This is a genomic window from Bradyrhizobium sp. WBOS07, from assembly GCF_024585165.1.
Classification (GTDB): Bacteria; Pseudomonadota; Alphaproteobacteria; order Rhizobiales; family Xanthobacteraceae; genus Bradyrhizobium; species Bradyrhizobium japonicum_B.
Genome location: NZ_CP029008.1, coordinates 2,908,931 through 2,927,178 on the forward strand (window position 1 = coordinate 2,908,931; position 18,248 = coordinate 2,927,178).

General features: G+C 63.4%; 19 protein-coding genes and 1 pseudogene. 10 read left to right on the plus strand and 10 right to left on the minus strand.

The genetic code is table 11. The features are described 5' to 3' along the window. Positions 1-3 precede the first annotated feature (3 nt). Positions 4-987, plus strand: a complete 984-nt coding sequence (locus tag DCM79_RS13710) for a glycerophosphodiester phosphodiesterase family protein (protein ID WP_257180284.1) — start codon at positions 4-6, stop codon at positions 985-987. Here DCM79_RS13710 and DCM79_RS13715 read toward each other — a convergent pair. The 3 genes from DCM79_RS13715 to DCM79_RS13725 all read right to left on the minus strand — a co-directional run bounded on the left by DCM79_RS13715 (position 984) and on the right by DCM79_RS13725 (position 3,549). Beyond that, complete coding sequence (locus tag DCM79_RS13715; protein ID WP_028136757.1) at positions 984-2,606, minus strand: ABC-F family ATP-binding cassette domain-containing protein; 1,623 nt, start codon at positions 2,604-2,606, stop codon at positions 984-986. The genes DCM79_RS13710 and DCM79_RS13715 overlap by 4 nt on opposite strands. 256 nt (positions 2,607-2,862) lie before the next feature. Further along, on the minus strand, positions 2,863-3,216 hold the full coding sequence (locus tag DCM79_RS13720; protein WP_257180285.1) for a hypothetical protein: 354 nt from the start codon (positions 3,214-3,216) through the stop codon (positions 2,863-2,865). A 78-nt stretch (positions 3,217-3,294) separates the two neighbouring features. Beyond that, positions 3,295-3,549 carry a hypothetical protein gene (locus DCM79_RS13725; protein WP_257180286.1) on the minus strand — a complete coding sequence of 85 codons (255 nt, stop codon included), beginning with the start codon at positions 3,547-3,549 and terminating at the stop codon, positions 3,295-3,297. A 124-nt stretch (positions 3,550-3,673) separates the two neighbouring features. Here DCM79_RS13725 and DCM79_RS13730 point away from each other — a divergent pair, with 124 nt between their 5' ends. The 8 genes from DCM79_RS13730 to DCM79_RS13765 all read left to right on the plus strand — a co-directional run bounded on the left by DCM79_RS13730 (position 3,674) and on the right by DCM79_RS13765 (position 12,497). Beyond that, positions 3,674-4,405: a DUF3750 domain-containing protein gene (locus tag DCM79_RS13730; RefSeq protein ID WP_257180287.1), complete on the plus strand. Its 732-nt coding sequence runs from the start codon at positions 3,674-3,676 to the stop codon at positions 4,403-4,405. Between the two features lie 572 nt (positions 4,406-4,977). Next, complete coding sequence (locus tag DCM79_RS13735) at positions 4,978-7,899, plus strand: monovalent cation/H+ antiporter subunit A (RefSeq protein ID WP_257180288.1); 2,922 nt, start codon at positions 4,978-4,980, stop codon at positions 7,897-7,899. Next, positions 7,899-8,240, plus strand: coding sequence for a Na+/H+ antiporter subunit C (locus DCM79_RS13740; RefSeq protein ID WP_257180289.1), 342 nt, complete (start codon positions 7,899-7,901; stop codon positions 8,238-8,240). Before DCM79_RS13735 ends, DCM79_RS13740 begins: the two co-directional genes overlap by 1 nt. Next, positions 8,237-9,859, plus strand: a complete 1,623-nt coding sequence (locus DCM79_RS13745; RefSeq protein WP_257180290.1) for a monovalent cation/H+ antiporter subunit D — start codon at positions 8,237-8,239, stop codon at positions 9,857-9,859. Before DCM79_RS13740 ends, DCM79_RS13745 begins: the two co-directional genes overlap by 4 nt. Beyond that, a complete protein-coding gene (locus DCM79_RS13750; protein WP_257180291.1) occupies positions 9,856-10,344 on the plus strand; it encodes a Na+/H+ antiporter subunit E in 489 nt (162 codons plus the stop codon). The genes DCM79_RS13745 and DCM79_RS13750 overlap by 4 nt, the downstream gene beginning before the upstream one ends. Continuing rightward, positions 10,341-10,622, plus strand: a complete 282-nt coding sequence (locus DCM79_RS13755; RefSeq protein WP_257180292.1) for a K+/H+ antiporter subunit F — start codon at positions 10,341-10,343, stop codon at positions 10,620-10,622. Before DCM79_RS13750 ends, DCM79_RS13755 begins: the two co-directional genes overlap by 4 nt. Next, on the plus strand, positions 10,619-10,969 hold the full coding sequence (gene mnhG, locus DCM79_RS13760; RefSeq protein ID WP_257180293.1) for a monovalent cation/H(+) antiporter subunit G: 351 nt from the start codon (positions 10,619-10,621) through the stop codon (positions 10,967-10,969). Before DCM79_RS13755 ends, mnhG begins: the two co-directional genes overlap by 4 nt. 619 nt (positions 10,970-11,588) lie before the next feature. Next, on the plus strand, positions 11,589-12,497 hold the full coding sequence (locus DCM79_RS13765; protein WP_257180294.1) for a universal stress protein: 909 nt from the start codon (positions 11,589-11,591) through the stop codon (positions 12,495-12,497). Between the two features lie 152 nt (positions 12,498-12,649). Here DCM79_RS13765 and DCM79_RS13770 read toward each other — a convergent pair whose 3' ends face one another. From DCM79_RS13770 to DCM79_RS13780, 3 genes and pseudogenes are all read right to left on the minus strand, one after another. Next, positions 12,650-12,787: a hypothetical protein gene (locus DCM79_RS13770; protein WP_257180295.1), complete on the minus strand. Its 138-nt coding sequence runs from the start codon at positions 12,785-12,787 to the stop codon at positions 12,650-12,652. A 200-nt stretch (positions 12,788-12,987) separates the two neighbouring features. Beyond that, a pseudogene (locus tag DCM79_RS13775) lies at positions 12,988-13,328 on the minus strand (GrlR family regulatory protein); the annotation flags it as partial. Positions 13,329-13,433: 105 nt separating this feature from the next. Then, a complete protein-coding gene (locus DCM79_RS13780; RefSeq protein WP_257180296.1) occupies positions 13,434-14,402 on the minus strand; it encodes a Bug family tripartite tricarboxylate transporter substrate binding protein in 969 nt (322 codons plus the stop codon). A 108-nt stretch (positions 14,403-14,510) separates the two neighbouring features. On the opposite strand from DCM79_RS13780, the gene DCM79_RS13785 reads away from it, so the two are divergent. Further along, positions 14,511-15,440: a LysR family transcriptional regulator gene (locus DCM79_RS13785; RefSeq protein WP_257180297.1), complete on the plus strand. Its 930-nt coding sequence runs from the start codon at positions 14,511-14,513 to the stop codon at positions 15,438-15,440. 108 nt (positions 15,441-15,548) lie between these two features. Here the strand turns inward: DCM79_RS13785 and DCM79_RS13790 are convergent, their stop codons facing one another. The 4 genes from DCM79_RS13790 to DCM79_RS13805 all read right to left on the minus strand — a co-directional run bounded on the left by DCM79_RS13790 (position 15,549) and on the right by DCM79_RS13805 (position 18,162). Continuing rightward, on the minus strand, positions 15,549-16,253 hold the full coding sequence (locus DCM79_RS13790; RefSeq protein WP_257180298.1) for a hypothetical protein: 705 nt from the start codon (positions 16,251-16,253) through the stop codon (positions 15,549-15,551). Between the two features lie 280 nt (positions 16,254-16,533). Beyond that, on the minus strand, positions 16,534-16,683 hold the full coding sequence (locus DCM79_RS13795; protein ID WP_007609497.1) for a hypothetical protein: 150 nt from the start codon (positions 16,681-16,683) through the stop codon (positions 16,534-16,536). A gap of 76 nt (positions 16,684-16,759) precedes the next feature. Next, a complete protein-coding gene (locus DCM79_RS13800; protein ID WP_257180299.1) occupies positions 16,760-17,443 on the minus strand; it encodes a substrate-binding domain-containing protein in 684 nt (227 codons plus the stop codon). A gap of 17 nt (positions 17,444-17,460) precedes the next feature. Then, positions 17,461-18,162: a GrlR family regulatory protein gene (locus tag DCM79_RS13805; RefSeq protein ID WP_257180300.1), complete on the minus strand. Its 702-nt coding sequence runs from the start codon at positions 18,160-18,162 to the stop codon at positions 17,461-17,463. Between the last annotated feature and the right edge of the window lie 86 nt (positions 18,163-18,248).

Genomic DNA, 18,248 nt, shown 5'->3' on the forward strand with positions numbered 1-18,248 from the left:
CGCGTGGGAAGAAAACCCAAATTCGCCGCGCTGGCCCTGATTGCCGTCGCGGCTGGTGTCTACGTCAACAACACCAGTCTTCTGACGCCGCATCCCGGCGGCAAGCCGGTCCTGCTCGCCCATCGCGGCATGGCGCAACGCTTCGATGAGCGCGGTGTGAAGAGCGACACCTGCACCGCCACACGGATGTTGTCGCCGACGCACGATTACCTGGAGAACACCCTACCCTCGATGCGTGCGAGCTTCGAGGCCGGCGCCGATATCGTCGAGCTCGACGTGCACCCGACGACCGATGGCCAGTTCGCCGTATTCCACGACTGGACGATCGACTGCCGCACCGACGGCCGGGGTGTCACGCGCGAGCAGAGCATGGCGAAGCTGAAAATGCTCGACATCGGCTACGGCTACACCGCCGACGGCGGCAAGACCTTCCCGTTTCGCGGCAAGGGAATCGGGATGATGCCGACGCTGCCGGAGGTGCTTGCGACCTTCCCTGACAAGGGACTGCTTATCAATGTGAAGAGCCGTGACGCGAGCGAAGGCGAGAAACTCGCCGCCGCGCTGAACGCGCTGCCGACCGAGCGACGGCGGACCATCATGGTCTATGGCGGTGACGAGCCGATCGACATGATCCGTCGCCTGACCCCTGACGTCCGTACCATTTCGCGCGCGGCGATCCGAAGCTGCCTGATCCGCTATATCGCCTATGGCTGGACCGGTCTCGTCCCGCCGGCCTGCCGCAACGCGATGGTGCTGGTCCCTGTCAACGTCGCGCCCTGGCTATGGGGCTGGCCCAACCGCTTCCTCAATCGGATGACCGATGCTGGCAGCGCGGTCTTCGTGCTCGGCCCCTACAGCGGCGGTGAATTCTCCACCGGCGTCGATACGCCCGAATTGTTCGCCCGGCTGCCGCAAGGCTATTCCGGCGGCATCTGGACCAACGAGATCGAGACCGTCGCCAGGATCGCGGGCAAGAGCAATGACTAGCTCCGCAGCCCCGGCGCCTCCTGCCCGGTTCGCGCGACGTACTCCGTGTAGCCGCCGCCGAACTGGTGGATGCCTTCCGGCGTCAGCTCCAGCACGCGGTTCGACAGAACGCTGAGGAAATGCCGGTCGTGCGAGACGAACAGCATGGTGCCCTCGAAATCCGACAGCGCATTGATCAGCATCTCCTTGGTGGCGAGGTCGAGATGGTTGGTCGGCTCGTCCAGCACCAGGAAGTTCGGCGGATCGAACAGCATCTTGGCCATGACGAGGCGGGCCTTCTCGCCACCCGACAGCACCCGGCAGCGCTTCTCGACGTCGTCGCCGGAGAAGCCGAAGCAGCCGGCGAGCGCGCGCAACGAGCCCTGCCCCGCGGTCGGAAACGCATCTTCGAGCGACTGGAACACGGTGCGTTCGCCGTCGAGCAGATCCATCGCGTGCTGGGCGAAATAGCCCATCTTGACGCTGCCACCGAGTGCCACCGTGCCCTGGTCGGGCTCGCTCGCGCCCGCGACCAGCTTGAGCAGCGTCGATTTGCCGGCGCCGTTGACGCCCATCACGCACCAGCGCTCCCTGCGGCGGATCATGAAATCGAAGCCGTCGTAGATGCGCTTTGAGCCGTAGCCCTTGTGCACGCTCTTGAGCGCGACCACGTCCTCGCCCGAGCGCGGCGCCGGCGGGAAGTCGAACGCCACGCTCTGGCGGCGCCGCGGCGGCTCGACCCGCTCGATCTTGTCGAGCTTCTTCACCCGGCTCTGCACCTGCGCCGCATGCGAAGCGCGCGCCTTGAAGCGCTCGATGAACTTGATCTCCTTGGCGAGCATCGCCTGCTGGCGCTCGAACTGCGCCTGCTGCTGCTTCTCGTTCAGGGCGCGCTGCTGCTCGTAGAACTCGTAGTCGCCGGTGTAGGTGGTGAGAGAGCCTGAATCGATCTCGATCACCTTGGAGATCACGCGGTTGATGAACTCGCGGTCGTGCGAGGTCATCAACAGCGCGCCTTCGTAATCGTGCAGGAATTTCTCCAGCCAGATCAGGCTTTCGAGGTCGAGATGGTTGCTCGGCTCGTCGAGCAGCATGACGTCGGGACGCATCAGGAGGATGCGCGCCAGCGCCACGCGCATCTTCCAGCCGCCGGAGAGCTTGCCGACGTCGCCGTCCATCATCTCCTGGCTGAAGCCGAGGCCCGCCAGCGCCTCGCGCGCGCGGCCGTCGAGCGCATAGCCGTCGAGCTCCTCGAAACGGTGCTGCACCTCGCCGTAGCGGGCGATGATCTCGTCCATCTGGTCGGCCTTGTCAGGGTCGGCCATCGCGGTCTCGAGCGCGCGCAACTCGGCGGCGACCTCGCTGACGGGACCCGCGCCATCCATCACCTCGGCGACGGCGCTGCGGCCACTCATCTCGCCGACGTCCTGGTTAAAATAGCCGATGGTGATGCCGCGATCGATCGAGACCTGTCCCTCGTCGGGCAGGTCCTGGCCGGCGATCATCCGGAACAGCGTGCTCTTGCCGGCGCCGTTGGGGCCGACGAGCCCGATCTTCTCGCCCTTGTTGAGGGCAGCGGAGGCTTCGATGAACAGGATCTGGTGGCCGGCTTGCTTGCTGACGTTGTCGAGGCGGATCATGAGTGTCTTTTGGGGGATTTTTGCGTTGCAGCGTCATAGGGCATGCGGAGCGCCAGGGGAAGCCCGGGACAGGCCGGGATCCGGCCTGCCCGGGGGTCAATTCCCTGGTCGTCGTCCCTCAAGCTTGGGGGCTTGGACCCAACGCCACCAGCGCCGTGAGCTCGCACCTCCACGCTTCAGAAAGCCATCGGTCCGCCGTCACAATCCCCGTATCGTCCAGGCATCCTGCGCGCGGCGCCCGCGTGCAGGATGGCCGTCACTTCCTGAGGACGCCCGGATTGGTATTTCCAAGCTGCTGGATGGCAGCATTCGCGGCCGGCGTGTCGTAAGTCGGTCGAGATCCGCCGCCGTCCTGACCAGAAGGCGTGACGCCCAGTCGCTCACCTGTCGTTCCCTTGTTCTTTGCATTGGACGTGTTGGGGCCCGGCGACCCCCCAGTTCCGCTCAGCGTGGTCCCATTCGAGAGCGTCGAACCGCCGGTACCGCCCGGGCCGGCTCCGCTCGTGCCGCCGCCGGATGAAGAACCGCCGGAAGCGCCTCCCGAGCTTTGCGCCATGGCGAATGAAATGCTGCCCAGCAGGATCGTCGCCGCGATGGCAAGAAGCTTCATGTCCGTCCCTCCATGCACCAGCGATCGCTCAGGTCGCTGCAGTTTTTCCTTGCGGGCCAGTAGCGCCAGCTCCCGCTCCTAACGCCGGCGAGCGATCCATGCCCCGGCGAGAAAAGCCACGAGCAACGACCGTAGCGGCGCCCTCACCGCCATCCCGCGCAGCTGGTCGGCCCATCGCGTCGCGGACTTCGGCGAAGGCGAGTTGAGCTGCGACCGGACCGTTCCTGCTTTCTCTTCGGAACCCAATCGCTGGGTCGTGGTCTGGTTCCCGCGGTCCTGCTGGTCCGTGAGCCCGGATGCCTCCGTCATCGCCTCTGCTTCCTTGATGTCCATGCGCGAACTCCAATCCTGCCGCGGTTGCGAACCAACATCCTGATCTCAGGTGCTATGGCGCCAGCGTTCATGCGAACTATATGGTTGACCACAAGCCCGCCGTATCACTCCCTTGAAGAAGCCCTTGCTCATCCTTCTGTTCCTCGTCTTGGCACCGCTGGCCGCTTCAGCGGTGAGATATGTTTGGCTGGGCGATGGCCGCGAGAATTGGCAAACCGCCGATCGGTCGAGCGCCGGCCTTCTGCCCGCCGCTGCCGCCAATTCCGAAGCCGTCATACGGGTGTTCGGGGCGAGAACGGTGAGATGGCGCAGCATCTTCGCGGTTCACACCTGGATCGTCGTCAAGGAGAAGGATGCGCCGACCTACACCCGGTATGACTACACGGCGTGGGGCGAGCCGATCCGCACCAACGGCTTTGCTCCGGACGGTCGATGGTTCGGCGCCGCGCCGGAAACCATTGTCGCCGTCGATGGAGCGCGCGCGGAGGCGCTGATCCCCAAGATCAGGCATGTGATTGAAAACTACAAGTTTCGATCCTATGGCGATTACAGCGTCTGGCCTGGTCCCAATTCCAACACGTTCGTGCAGGCCGCGCTCGACGCCGTCCCCGAGCTTCGCGCCGTCCTGCCGCCGACCGCGATCGGCAAGGACTTCCCGTACACCGGCAGATGGGCCGGCATAACCGCCTCGGGTACGGGCATCTATGCCTCGCTTGCCGGATATCTCGGCTTCTCGATCGGCTGGGTCGAAGGCCTGGAGATCAATTTCTTCGGTGCCGTGCTCGGCTTCGACATCCGGCGCCCGGCGCTCAAGCTACCCGGCCTCGGCCGCGTTGGGCTTCGCCCCGGCGTATGAGCGGGATTGGCAGCAGAACCTGCGTCAATCACGCCAGCGGTAACCCCGGTTTGCAGACATGGACTTTACCTCGTCCTGCCGCGCGGGCGAAAAGCGTATTCGGCCTCTCGCACCTGCTGCGACATCTTGTTCGCTTCAAGGACGAAGCCAAGGCGACGGTTTGACAGGAATGTGAGCCGCGATGTGAGAGGACACGGCTATACTTCGGACCGCTTGCAATGGAACAACGAACGGCCGCGGGCAAATGCGATGCCGCTCTGATCCGAGCCTAACCGACGACACCGCGCCTGCTGAGACAAGTGTGTGGCGGGCAATAGCGCTGTGCGGCTTCTATACGTTGCTTGGCGCTCTCGCAGCCGCGTTAGCCGCTGCGATCGGTACCGTCTCCCACTGGATCTGACTGCACCATTTCAAACCGAGTGACCCGCTGGCGGCATCGGAGGATGGCGGCTCACCACGCAGGCGCCAACAGCTGCTAAATCTAGCGGTGGAGATATCTTCCTGCCTCAGCTAAGCAATCGGGTGAGCGAAACACACGTCCTTTACCCCGCAGATTGAGGCAGCCGAACGCGATGTTCCTCCTTGCCGTTCTCGTCCTTCCTTTCGCCGGAAGCTTCATTGCGGCTCTCCTGCGGGTCAATGCGCGCGATGCTGAGGCATGGCTCGCGGGAAGCGTCGCTCTTGCTGCCTTTGTCCTCACAGCCACGGCCTATCCCGGCGTCACGAATGGCGGCGTCATCGCCTGGCGAACGGAGTGGGTTGCCGAACTCGACCTCGCGTTTGTTCTGAGAGTTGACGGCTTCGCCTGGGCCTTCGCCATGCTGGTCACCGGAATCGGCTTTCTGGTGGTGCTGTATGCTCGCTACTACATGTCGCCCAGCGATCCCGTTCCGCGCTTCTTTTCGCTGCTGCTCGCGTTCATGGGCGCCATGCTCGGGATCGTGCTGTCCGGAAACCTGCTGCAGCTGGTGTTCTTCTGGGAGCTGACCAGCCTGTTTTCGTTCTTGCTGATCAGCTACTGGCACCACAATTCGACCGCAAGGGACGGCGCGCGAATGGCGCTCGTGATCACTTCGAGCGGCGGCCTTTGCCTGTTCGCCGGCGTGCTGCTGATCGGGCACATTGTCGGGAGCTACGACCTGGACAAGGTGTTGGCCTCCGGAGACGCGATCCGCTCGCATGCGCTCTACGTCCCCGCGCTCGTGTTGATCCTGCTCGGCGCTCTCACCAAAAGCGCCCAGTTTCCCTTTCATTTCTGGCTTCCGCACGCGATGGCGGCTCCGACGCCCGTGTCCGCCTATCTTCATTCAGCCACCATGGTGAAGGCCGGCGTGTTCCTCCTGGTGCGGCTCTGGCCGGCTCTGGGCGGAACGAACGAGTGGTTGTGGCTGGTAGGATCTGCCGGCTTGATCACGTTTCTTCTGGGCGCATTTCTCGCCGTGTTCCAGCAGGATTTGAAAGGGCTCCTCGCCTACTCGACAATCAGCCATCTCGGCTTGATCACGCTCCTGACCGGACTCGATACCCCGTTCGGTCAGATCGCCGCCATCTTTCACATCATGAATCACGCGACCTTCAAGGCGTCGCTTTTCATGGCCGCGGGCATCATTGACCATGAAACGGGCACGCGCGACATTCGCCGCCTGAGCGGTCTATGGACCTTCATGCCGATCACGGCGACCTTGGCCATGGTCGCCGCGGGCTCGATGGCGGGAGTCCCGCTATTGAACGGATTTCTCTCCAAGGAAATGTTCTTCGCCGAAACCATCGAGATCCACGACAACTCGCTTGTCGACCGGGCGCTTCCCTATATCGTCACCGCCGCGAGCACTTTCAGCGTGGCCTATTCGCTGCGGTTCATTCGCGACGTGTTCTTCGGGCCGGCTCCGGTCGGCCTTCCGCATACGCCCCACGAGCCGCCGCTCCTGATGCGGCTTCCCGCCGAGCTTCTGGTGCTCGCATGCGTCGTCGTCGGTATCGCGCCCTCCTTGACCGTTGCACCCATTCTCGATACGGCAGCTCAAGCAGTTCTCGGCTCAAAGATGCCGGAATACAGTCTGCGCATTTGGCACGGCTTTACCCCCGAATTGCTGATGAGCATCGTCGCGATGGTCGGTGGCGTCGCCGTCTATGCGATGCTGCGCTCGTACCTGCTCGCCCACGAAGGCCCACCCTTGCTCCGCCGCTTCAGCGGCAAGCAGATTTTCGACTGGTTGATGGTGACGTTGTCCTGGCGGCTTGCACGATGGCTCGAGAGCAAGCTCGGGACGAGACATCTCCAGCCGCAGTTGAGGGTTCTGGCCGGCATCGCTTTCCTCGCTGCCTTGCTGCCGCTCCATGCACGCGGCATCATGCTGACCGATCCCCTGGCCGGCGAGTTCGATCCCGTCTTTGCCTTGCTCTGGGCGGTCGGCGCCGCCTGCGCTATCGGAGCTGCAGTACAGGCGAAATTCCATCGTGTCGTCGCGCTGATACTGCTCGGGACCGCCGGTCTCGTGACCTGCATCAGCTTCGTATGGCTGTCCGCTCCGGATGTCGCGCTGACACAGATCGTCGTGGAGACCGTCACGACGGTCCTCCTCTTGCTCGGCTTGCGGTGGCTGCCGAAACGCGTGACACCAGCGAGTTCGGACAAGGGACCCGGCAGGATCCGATGGCATCGCGTTCGTGACTTTGCCATCGCGCTCTTTGTCGGCGTCGGGCTGGCGGCGATTGCGCTGGCGGCCATGCAGCGTCCGGATACCGACAGCATCTCGCGGTATTTCGTCGAAAACGCCTACACGAAGGGCGGCGGGACCAACGTGGTCAACGTCATCCTGGTGGACTTCCGTGGATTCGATACGTTGGGTGAGATCACGGTGCTTGCGGTTGTTGCGCTGACTGTCTACGCGCTCTTGCGCCGCTTCCGTCCGGCGCCAGAGAGCATTCCCGTCCCTGAACAGCAGCACGCCCAGGATACTCACGACGAGGCGCACCCCGATCGGCAGAAGGGCGACACCAAAAGGGAGGCGACGGCCATTGCCGCGCTGATGATGGGTCTGCTTTTCCCCGTGATCGGAGTGGTGGCGATCTTCCTCCTGTTGCGCGGGCATGACCTTCCCGGCGGAGGTTTCGTGGCCGGCGTGGCGATGGCAACCGCGTTCATCCTGCAGTACGTGGCCCGCGGCACGACATGGGTGGAATCGCGCCTCCACGTGCTGCCGGTGCGTTGGATCGGCGTCGGGCTGTTGCTGGCAGGATGTACAGGAGCTGCTGCCTGCGTTGTCGGATATCCCTTCCTGACCTCTTACTTTTCGTATGCCGAGCTGCCACTGGTCGGCCGCGTTCCCATGGCCAGCGCCTTCCTGTTCGACATCGGCGTGTTCTCTCTCGTGGTCGGCGCCACGGTGCTGATGCTCATCGCCATCGCGCATCAATCGTTGCGCCGCTACGGAATTCCGCACCAGACCGGCCAGCGCCTGACGGCTGAGCGGTCGAAGGAGGGATTGGCCTGATGGAGCTCGTGCTGGCGATTGGCATTGGTACGCTTGCGGCGTCCGGCGTTTGGCTGATCCTCAGGCCGCGGACGTTTCAGGTCATCATCGGGCTGTCGCTGCTATCCTATGCCGTCAACCTCTTCATCGTGGCCATGGGGCGCTTGCGGACCGGAGCTCCCGTGCTCATCGCAAAGGAAATCGGAGATGCCGCCAAGCATGCTGATCCGCTCCCACAGGCGCTCGTCCTGACTGCAATCGTCATCAGCTTTGCGACCACCGCGCTGTTCCTGGTGGTCCTCCTCGCAGCACGCGGCCTCGCACGAACCGATCACGTCGACGGTCAGGAGCCGGAAGCGTGAGCGGCGCCGCGGGTTTGGTCATTGCGCCCATCATCCTCCCGCTGCTGGCAGGTGCCGGCATGCTGCTGCTCAATGGAGAAAAGCACCGGACCATCGTCGCCGGCCTCAACGTCGCGGGAACCCTCGCACTGGTATGGATCGCGGCGATCCTGCTTGGATTATCAGATTCCGGATCCCGCATCGTCTATCGTTTGGGCAATTGGCCTGCTCCGTTCGGAATAGTCCTCGTCCTCGATCGGCTGTCCGCGCTCATGCTGATGCTGAGCAACGTGCTGGCACTGGCTTCGGCTGTGTTCTCTCTTGCGCGTTGGCACCGGGCGGGTGCGCATTTCCATTCCTTGTTTCAGTTCCTGCTGATGGGCCTCAACGGCGCCTTTCTCACCGGCGATCTCTTCAACCTTTTCGTATTCTTCGAACTGTTGCTGGCGGCTTCATACGGCCTTCTGCTGCATGGCTCCGGCCTCACGCGGGTGAAGGCAGGACTGCATTACGTCGTGGTGAACCTTGCGGCCTCTTTGCTGTTTCTGATCGGAGTCAGCCTGATCTACGGCGTCACGGGGACGCTCAACATGGCCGATCTTGCGGCGCGGATGCCGCAGGTCGCCGCGGAGAGCCGCGGCTTGCTCGAAGCCGGTGCCGGCGTGCTCGCAGTCGCCTTCCTCCTCAAGGCCGGGATGTGGCCCCTGAGCTTCTGGCTGCCCACGGCCTACGCAGCCGCAACTCCGCCGGTCGCGTCGATCTTCGCGATCATGACCAAGGTCGGCGTGTATGTCGTGCTCCGACTATCGCTGTTGCTTTTCGGCGAAGGCACCGGCGCTTCGGCCGGCTTCGGCAGCGACTGGTTGTTGTGGGGTGGATTGGCGACGATCCTGTTCGGGGCGATCGGCACATTGGCGTCGCAGGACACCGCCCGCCTCGGCGGCTTTTCGGTGCTCGTATCCTCTGGAACCTTGCTCGCCGCGACAGGGATGGGACAAGTCGGCGTCACCGGCGGCGCGCTGTTCTACCTCGTCAGTTCGACGCTCGGCATCAGCGCGTTTTTCCTTCTCATCGAACTCATCGAACGCGGCCGCGAACCTGGTGCGGACGTGATCGCCGTCACCAGGGAGGCTTATGGTGAAGAAGTCGAAGTGGAAGAAACAGACGAGAATGTCGGCATCGCCATCGTAGCCACCATGGCGTGGCTGGGCGTCGCTTTCATTGGATGCGCGCTGGTGATCGCCGGCTTGCCGCCCTTATCAGGGTTCATCGCCAAATTTGCGCTGCTTGCTGCGGCGCTCGACCCGGCAGCCGTGCATCGGAGCGGTACCGTTCCCGGCAGCGCATGGGCGTTTCTCGTGGTGCTGATTCTGTCCGGCCTCGCGACGTTGATTGCGATGACACGCGCCGGAATCCGCATCTTCTGGGCGTCGCCGGATCGCACGGTGCCGCGTGTACGCCTGATCGAGATGGCGCCGATCATGTTCCTGCTGATCATGTGCGCGGCACAAACGGTCTTGGCGGGACCCGTGATTCGTTTCATGCAGGCTACGGCGCAGTCTCTGCACGCGCCAACCGGCTACGTCGGTGACATCCTGGAAACTGGCGTCCGAGACAGTCGAAAGGCGGACAGCAAATGACACGCTTCCTGCCCTTTCCAATCGTCAGCTTCTGCCTGCTCGCATTGTGGCTGCTGCTCAATCAAGCGCTTACGTTCGGCCATCTCCTCCTCGGTTGTGTCGTTGCGCTCGCCGGCGGTCGGATTCTCACCGTGCTCGAGCTACCGCATACACGTCTCAGGCGCCCCGGCCTCATGCTGCGATTGTTGGGCCTGGTGGCGGTTGACGTCATCCGCTCAAATCTTGCGGTGGCGCAGATCGTTCTCGGCTTCGGGCGGCGGCACCGAAAGTCGGGATTCGTGAACATTCCTCTCGACATGCGCAATCCGTACGGGCTGGCCTGCTTGGCTTGCATCATTACGTCGACCCCCGGCACGCTTTGGGTGAACTTCGATGCTCAGAAGGGCTCGTTGTTGATCCATGTTCTGGACCTCGTCGATGAAGACGACTGGATCCGCACCATCAAGGACCGCTACGAACGCCATCTGCTGGAGATATTCCAATGAGCCAGCTCGTGCTCAGCTACTCGCTCGTCGTCGCGCAGATCTTGGTAGGACTGGCGATCGGATGCGGTGCTGTCCGCGTTTTTCTCGGGCCGCGGGCGCAGGACCGCGTCCTGGGCTTCGACACCTTGTCCGTGAATGCGATGTTGCTGCTTTTGACGTTCGGAATCCGATCCGGCGAGCCGCTCTATTTCGAGGCGGCTCTGGCCATGGCGGTCTTCGGTTTCGTCGGCACGGTCGCGTTGGCCAAGTTCCTGCTCCGCGGCGAGGTGATCGAATGAACGGCATCGAACAATTGCAGCCCTGGGCCGCTGCTCTCACGGCGGTTCTCCTTCTGCTCGGCGCTTCTGTCACGCTGATCGGTTCGCTGGGACTTTTGCGGCTCAACACGTTCTACGAACGGGTCCATGCGCCGACACTCGGGACGACGCTCGGCACTTTCTTCATCGCGGTCGCTTCAATGCTCTACTTCTCCGTCCTGCAGAGCAGACCAGTGTTGCATGAAATGCTGATTGTGGCGTTGGGCATCGTGACGACTCCGATTGCGCTGACAGTGTTGGTGGGTGCGGCCCGGTTTCGCGATACTGCCGAACGGACTACTCAGGCCGGCGAGCCGGAGGCCGATTGAGACCAGGCCCGGGGCCTCATTCGCCAACTGCGCGCTCGTTCCAGGCGTCTCTGCGGACCGGCCAAGGCCGGCTAAATGCCGCATTTGAACTCGAGCCGCGCATACCCAAATTGAGTGTGGAGGCCGCGTGCGAGTCCGCCGCGACGATCCGGGATGGCATTTCGGCCATCCGTAAACAGAGGATATGATGGCCAGAGCGCTTCAATATCGAATTCATGGGAACCGGCTGCTGATCGGCCGGTAACCCGGGCGATTCCACATCGCCCGGGCGCGGCACCTCAAGGTTCTGAACCAAACCGGGAGTTCTCCATGGCGGTATTTTTAGCACTGTTCGTCCTGACTTCATGGATCATGTTCATCTGGATTTGTGATCCCGACGGATTCCGCGCGGCATCTGCTCGGCGCCCGCCACCGATCCGTGATGTAAGAAAGTGACGCCGGAGGTGCCTTGTTGCCTCGCGCCCCAGTGCACATCGTTGCGTTCGAGCGCCACGCGATCGCCTGCACGTCTCGCGGCGGGTCCGCGCGATCCGGCATCATAAGCCGTTCCCCCAAACCAATCGAATTGCCACAGCCGGTAGCGCTTTGCCGCCACCGCTGGCCCATATGAGGTCCTGACATGAACATCGTCGCTGCGACGGATTTCTCGACACGCTCACATCGCGCTGTGCGGCAGGCGGGTCTGCTGGCTCGCGCCAAGCATGCTGAGCTGCATCTTGTCCATGTGGTTGACGATGATCGACCGCCTGATCTGGTCCACATGGAAGAGCGCGAGGCCCATCGGGTCCTGATCGAGCAGATCGGAGCCGTACCGGAACTGCGTGATATTCGCTGTCATCCGACGGTCATCAAGGGCCATCCCGTCGATGGGATATCGCGCGCAGCCGCGGCGGCCGGCGCGGATCTTGTCGTCATGGGCGCTCATCGCAAGCAGTTTTTGCGCGATATGGTCACAGGTACCACTATCGAGCGGGTCATTCGCGGAGGAAAGTATCCGGTGCTGATGGTGAACAATGAGGCGCAGCGGCACTACGAGCGGGTTCTGGTGCCGGTCGACATGTCCGACACGTCCGCACAAGCAATTCGCGTCGGTCTATCCACCGGGCTGCTTGAAGATGAAGCAGCAACGCTTCTGCATGCCTTCTCGCCTATGGGAAAGACGCGGCTGATCAGCTCTGGCGCGAGCACCGCCGTCATCGATGGATACGTCGAGAGCGAGCGGCACAGAGCGATGGAGGAACTGAGCGCCTTTCTCGTGACCAATGGGTTCGACATGCGACGATGGTCGCTTCGGGTTGGCGAAGGCGGAGCGGTGCACGTCATAACCCGTGCCGTCGAGGAGAAACGGCCTGATCTGCTGGTGATGGGCACGCACAGCAGATCCGGATTGCTGCGGGCGTTGATCGGGAGCGTAACGGAAGAAGTCCTGCGTTCCGTGAATGTGGACGTCCTGGTCGTGCCTCCCGTCGAACTCCGAGCATCGAATCCGGACGATCGGTCCAGGATCGAAGCTGCAACCCGCACCTGAGGCTTGCGCTCGATCGCGTCATCGTGCGCCGATCAGATCGTCCGCGATCTCGGGGACATCATGACTGAAGCCGACTGTGCCGGTCGCGCCCGCCTCCGCAGGTTTCATCCGGCACGGTCGCAGTGCGTGCGCATCGATGCGGACAGTCCAGCTCAGTTCCGCTTGTTTGGCTGGCTGCGCGTGATTTTCGGTGGGTCGCTCGCGGGAAAGGTCTGCTGCAACTGCCGATCCAATTCCTCGTCGAGTTCCCGCTTTTCCCGCTGCTCCGATGTTTCATCATGCTTTGGCATTGATCAATCTCCGCGTCGCGCTTTGGTGACCGGCTGACCGTCGCTGGAGAACTCCGTCTCCAAGACTTTGGTACCGCAAAAAGCGAGCGAAATTGAGGATTCTGCTCCAGGTCGGCTTGGAAGCGCCTGCGGAGATCGCTCGAGGCGAAGCTTAAGGCTTCTTCTCGGCGGGAACTGCCGTTCCCCTTGCTTGCAGCAGCTTACGCCCTTCGCATCAGCTTGAGCGACGCCGCAGCCGCAGGCTGCGCTTCCCCGCCAGTGCGGTGCCCTCGAGCTCGCCGCTATCGGCCGTGCATGTCCCGGAGAAGCCGATCCCGACCTCAAAGCCGCCGAACACGGGGTTCTCACCCTTCGCCGGCGTGTGCTCCTGGTTCAGCATCTCGCCCTTCCAGCGGCCATCTGCCGAGGAATAACATCCGAGATAGTAGAAGAACGCATCGCCGCCGAGGATGCGGCCGTCGATCAGCAGCATCACGCCGGAGAGACCGGCATCGACACCGTCGAGCGCGCGAAGGCTCATCCCATGGAGCCCGTCGGCGATCCGCTACCAATCGTGCCGCGAAGCTCACGGGCAGAACGTCATGAGATCCTCGCCGACAGCGAAAGCGCCATCGTATTCCCGGTGAATGGCGCGTCCATGCCGGTCCTACTGCTCCGGCCTGAAGCCGGACGCCTTGATCGGCACGGCCCAGCGTTCGATATCCTCGCGCTGAATGCGGGCAAATTCCTCGGGCGATGTACCGGTCGGCCTCAGTCCGATCTGCGCAATGCGCGCCTTGACGTCGTCCTCCTGGACAATCCGCGCGATTGCACCGCTCAGCTTGGATACCGTCGCGGCCGGAGTGCCGGCAGGTGCAAAGAACCCCCACCAACCGCCACCTTCGATCTCGTATCCGATCTCCCTGAACGTTGGAACATCTGGCAGGAATGTCGACCGTTGCACGCCGGAGGTCGCCAGCACGCGTATCCGACCAGACTTGTGCAACTCGGCCAATTCATTGGTCGACAGGAAGACGATGGGGATCTGGCCACCCATCAGGTCGGTCAGGGCGACCGTGCCTCCCTTGTAGGCGATGTGCTGCAGCGGCACGCCGGCGGCCTTCGCAAACATCAATCCGAAGAAATGGGGAAGCGTGCCTGCGCCCGGTGTGCCGAAGTTCGCCTTGTCGGGGTTTGCCTTCAGCCAAGTGACGAGCTCGGAAATGTTGCTGGCGGGAATCTTCGGGTCGATGCAGATGCCGAAATCAAAGGTGGCAATCTGTGAGACCGGCGCGAAGTCCTTGACCGGATCGTAGTCGAGGGCGGGGTAGACGCTTTGATACACCGCCATTGGAGCTATCGGAGTGGCCAGCAGCGTGTTGCCGTCCGGCTCGGACGTCTTGACAGCGTGCACGCCGAGGCGGCCGGCGGCTCCCGCACGTGGCTCCACGATCACCGGACGTTCGAGCACCACGCTCAGCCGATCGGCAACCAACCGGGTCAGGACGTCGCCGGACCCTCCTCCGGCAAACGGGTAGATGATGCGAAGGGGCGTGGTGCGGTTCTGGGCTGTGAGAGGCTCCAGCATCAGCACAGCGAAGCCGGCGACCGCGAAAGCAATTCGGATGAACCGCATGGTGGTCTCCCTCCTGATCAGAAGCGGGTTCACCTTGGTCCGGTTCGGGGTATACCGGGAAGCTCGATTATCGGATATGGCTATCAGAAAACCAGATAGGGAGGCCGGATGGACGATCTGCGCCTGCGGCGGCTGAAGCTCCGCGATCTGCACATTCTCGACGCCGTCGCCGAAGCCGGAAGCATGGCGAAGGCTGCGCCACGGCTCGGCATGTCGCAACCCGCCGTGTCGCGCGTGGTAGCCGACATGGAGCACCTGCTTGGCGTGCCCCTGTTCGATCGGACATCGACGGGCGTGGAGTTGACGAGATTCGGCCGGGCGCTGCGCCGCCGCACCAACATCGTCACCGACGAGCTCAAGCAAGGCCTCGGCGAGCTGGCGTTTCTGGCGGACCCGACGCAGGGCGAGATTCGTATCGGCACGACGGAGCCCATGACGGCGCTGACGGCGACGATCATCCAGAACATCTCGGAGGTATATCCAAAGATCAGGTTTGTCATCAGAGCGGACGATACGCTGGCGCTGCATGAGAGGTTGCGTCAGCGCGAGATCGACATCGCGGTGACGCGAATGGCGGCAGACTTCGACCGCTACGAGGATCTGACCGGAGAGGCGTTGTTCGAGGACGAGCTTGCCGTGATCGCGGGAAAGCACAATCCGCTCGTGCGCCGCAGGCGCCTCACGCTGCGGAGCCTGATCAACGAGAGATGGCTGCTCGGCCAGCCGGCAGCCTCGTTCCTGCGTCCCTTCATCGAGGAGGCCTTCCGAACCGAAGGACTGGATGTGCCGGAGGCAACGGTGACGTGCGGCTCATACGCGATGCAGATCAATCTGCTTGCGGCCGGTCGCTTCCTCGCGATCCTGCCCAGGGCCGCGCTCCGCTATCCCACGCCGCACCCGACATTGGTTCCGCTTCGCCTGCGAATGCCGACAACGCGCCGGCCGGTCGGCCTGGTGCGGCTGACGCATCGCCATGTGAGTCCAACCGTCAGCCTCTTCACCAGCGTGGCGCGTGAAGCGGCTGCGAAAATGCGATAAGGCGGCATTGCGTCCCGACCGCAATTGGGCCCGGGATGATATTCATCCAGTCCCGCTTCGATGTTCGCTTTTTGCCGATAAACAGCGAGCTCTGGATGAGGACACGTCCTACGCCCTTCGCATCAGCTTGAGCGACGCCGCCAGCCGCAGGCTGCGCTTCCCCGCCAGCGCGATGCCTTCGAGTTCGCCGCTGTCCTCGTTGCATGTCCCGGAGAAGCCGATCCCGACCTCGAAGCCGCCGAACACGGGGTTCTCACCCTTCGCCGGCGTGTGCTCCTGGTTCAGCATCTCGCCCTTCCAGCGACCATCTGCCGAGGAATAAGAACCGAGATAGTAGAAGAACGCATCGCCGCCGAGGATGCGGCCGTCGATCAGCAGCATCACGCCGGACAGACCGGCATCGACGCCGTCGAGCGCGCGCAGGCTCATCCCGTAGAGCCCGTTGGCGATGCCGCCCTGCCCGATCGTGCCGCGCGGCGGCAGCGCCCCATCATCGAGCCGGGTGAGATTGGCCCAGAAATGCGCGCCGGGCATGGTGTCGGCGCCGCCCTGCAGGCGGATCTGGTCTCCGTGAAGCCGGCCGCGCGCCCCGATCGAGGCGACGTCCGCGCCCATCAGCGGCTTGTAATTGGGATCGACATTGTGCCGCTCGGTAATGACTTCGGCGACGATCTCGCCGCCCTGCTCGGCATAGGTGCCAAGATGCGCGAAGCCCGAATTGCCGCCCAGCATCTTGCCGTCATGCAGGCACATGATGCTGCGCCCGAATGCATCGTTGACGCCGTATTCGACCTTGTAGAGTCCGTCCAGCAACGCAATGAGCCCACAAAACCGGAAAAGAACCGCGCGGGCTACCTAGCATTGCCGCCGCATCTCGGCCACCCGGCTTTTGCGCGCGGGGGCATTGCGGGTCTCAGCGGGCCTAACCCCTGTTTCGCCCGACGAGACAAGACATTTTCGCCAATTCGCAACGCGCCGTTTCGGCCCGACGGGCGATTTCGGCGACCAAGCGATTTCAAGCACTTGGCTACTGTGCATGGGGTTGTTTTCGCACTTTTTGCCTGACCGGTCCCGCACGGCCTTGCTTAGGGGCTCAGTGCCGCTTGAAATACTGCACCTCGCGCTCGTGCTTCTCGGCGGCCGCACGGCTCTTGAAAGTGCCGAGATTGCGACGCTTGCCGGTCTTGGGGTTCACCTTGCGCGAATAGAGACGATATTCGCCTGATGCCAGTTTACGGATCATGATCCGCGCTCCGTTGTGTCTTGATGTCAACGACATACGCGCGACACAGGTTCCGTCGCGTGCGGCTCCGGCAAATCTAGGGCTCCAGTCCAGATCGGCGCAGCACAGGAACGACCTGCGGCGAGGCCAGATAGCGCAGCAGCCGGTCGGCGGCGCCGGCTTGTTTGGCATTCGCCATGCGGCCGGCGGAGAACACCGCCGGCGTCTGCAATTCATACGGGATCGGGCCGACCACCTCGATGCCTTCGACCTGCTTCAGCTCGCTGATCTGCTGCACGGCCAGATCGGCCTCGCCGCTGACGAGGCGCTGCGCCGTGAACCCTTGCTCGACGATGGTGGCCCTGGCGTTGATCTCGGCTGCGATGCCAATCTGTACGATCAGCTGGGCGAAGTAGACGCCGCTCGCGCCCAGCCGCGAATAGGCGACGGACCGCGCCGCGAGCAGCGACTTACGCAGCGCCGCTTCGCTTCCGATGTCGGGATGCGGCTGCCCGGCCCGCACGGCGATGCCGACATAGGAGCGCGCCAGATCGGCCGCGCCATCGGCAAGCACGCGGCCCTCCGCGATCATCTCGTCGAGCCCTTCGCGGGTGAGGATGACGAGATCAGCGGCCTCGCCGTCGCGCAAGCGCTTCAGGAGGGCAAGGGTCGGCGCGAAGTCCGCGTCGACATGGATGCCTGTTGCAGCCTCGAAGGCCGAGGACAGGCTCCGCATCGCGCCCATCAGGCCGAGCGTCGACAGGATGCGAACCTTTTCCATGTGGCTTCCCGTCACGATCAGCCGCGGTGCATCAGCTTGAGCGCGGCGGTCAGGCGCAGGCTGCGCTTGCCGGCAAGCGCAGCCGCCTCCAGCACCGCCTCTTCCGCGTCGTAGCGGCCGGAGAAGCCGATGCCGACCTCGTGGCCGCCGAAGATCGGATCGTCCTTGGCCGGCGTGTGCTCCTGGTTGAGGATCTGGCCCTTCCAGCGGCCGTTCGCGGCGGTGTAGCTGCCGAGATAGTAGAACGAGGCATCGCCGCCGAGGATGCGGCCGCGGTTGAGCAGCATCACGCCGGTGAGGCCGCCGTCGAGACCGTCGAGCATGCGCAGATGGATGGAATAAAGACCGTCGGCGATGCCGGCTTCGCCGATGCCACCGGCGATCGGCACCTCGTCGTCCGTGATCGGCGTCATCACCGACTGGAAGGGAATGCCCGGCAGCTCCTTCAGCTCGCCCTTGAAGCGATAGCGATCGCCGTCCGCCCAGCCCTTGGCGAGCAAGGTGGCGTCGTCGGTGCCGGCCATGGCGCGGTAGTTCGGATCGGGGTTGTGGCGAACGGTGTTGATCACGACGTCGACGCCGCTGTCGGTTTGCTCGTAACTGCCGATATGGGCGAACGCCGAATTGCCGCCGAGCAACATGCCGTTGGCAGCATGCATCACACTGCGCCCGACGGCATCGCCGAGCTGAAATCTCACCTTGTAGAAGCCTTCAATCACCAGCCGTGTCCCCGGCCCTTGCGCGCATCCCAAGACATTCTATCGCGCTTTCGGTGGCAATGGAGAAGTTTCGCGCAGCCGAGCGC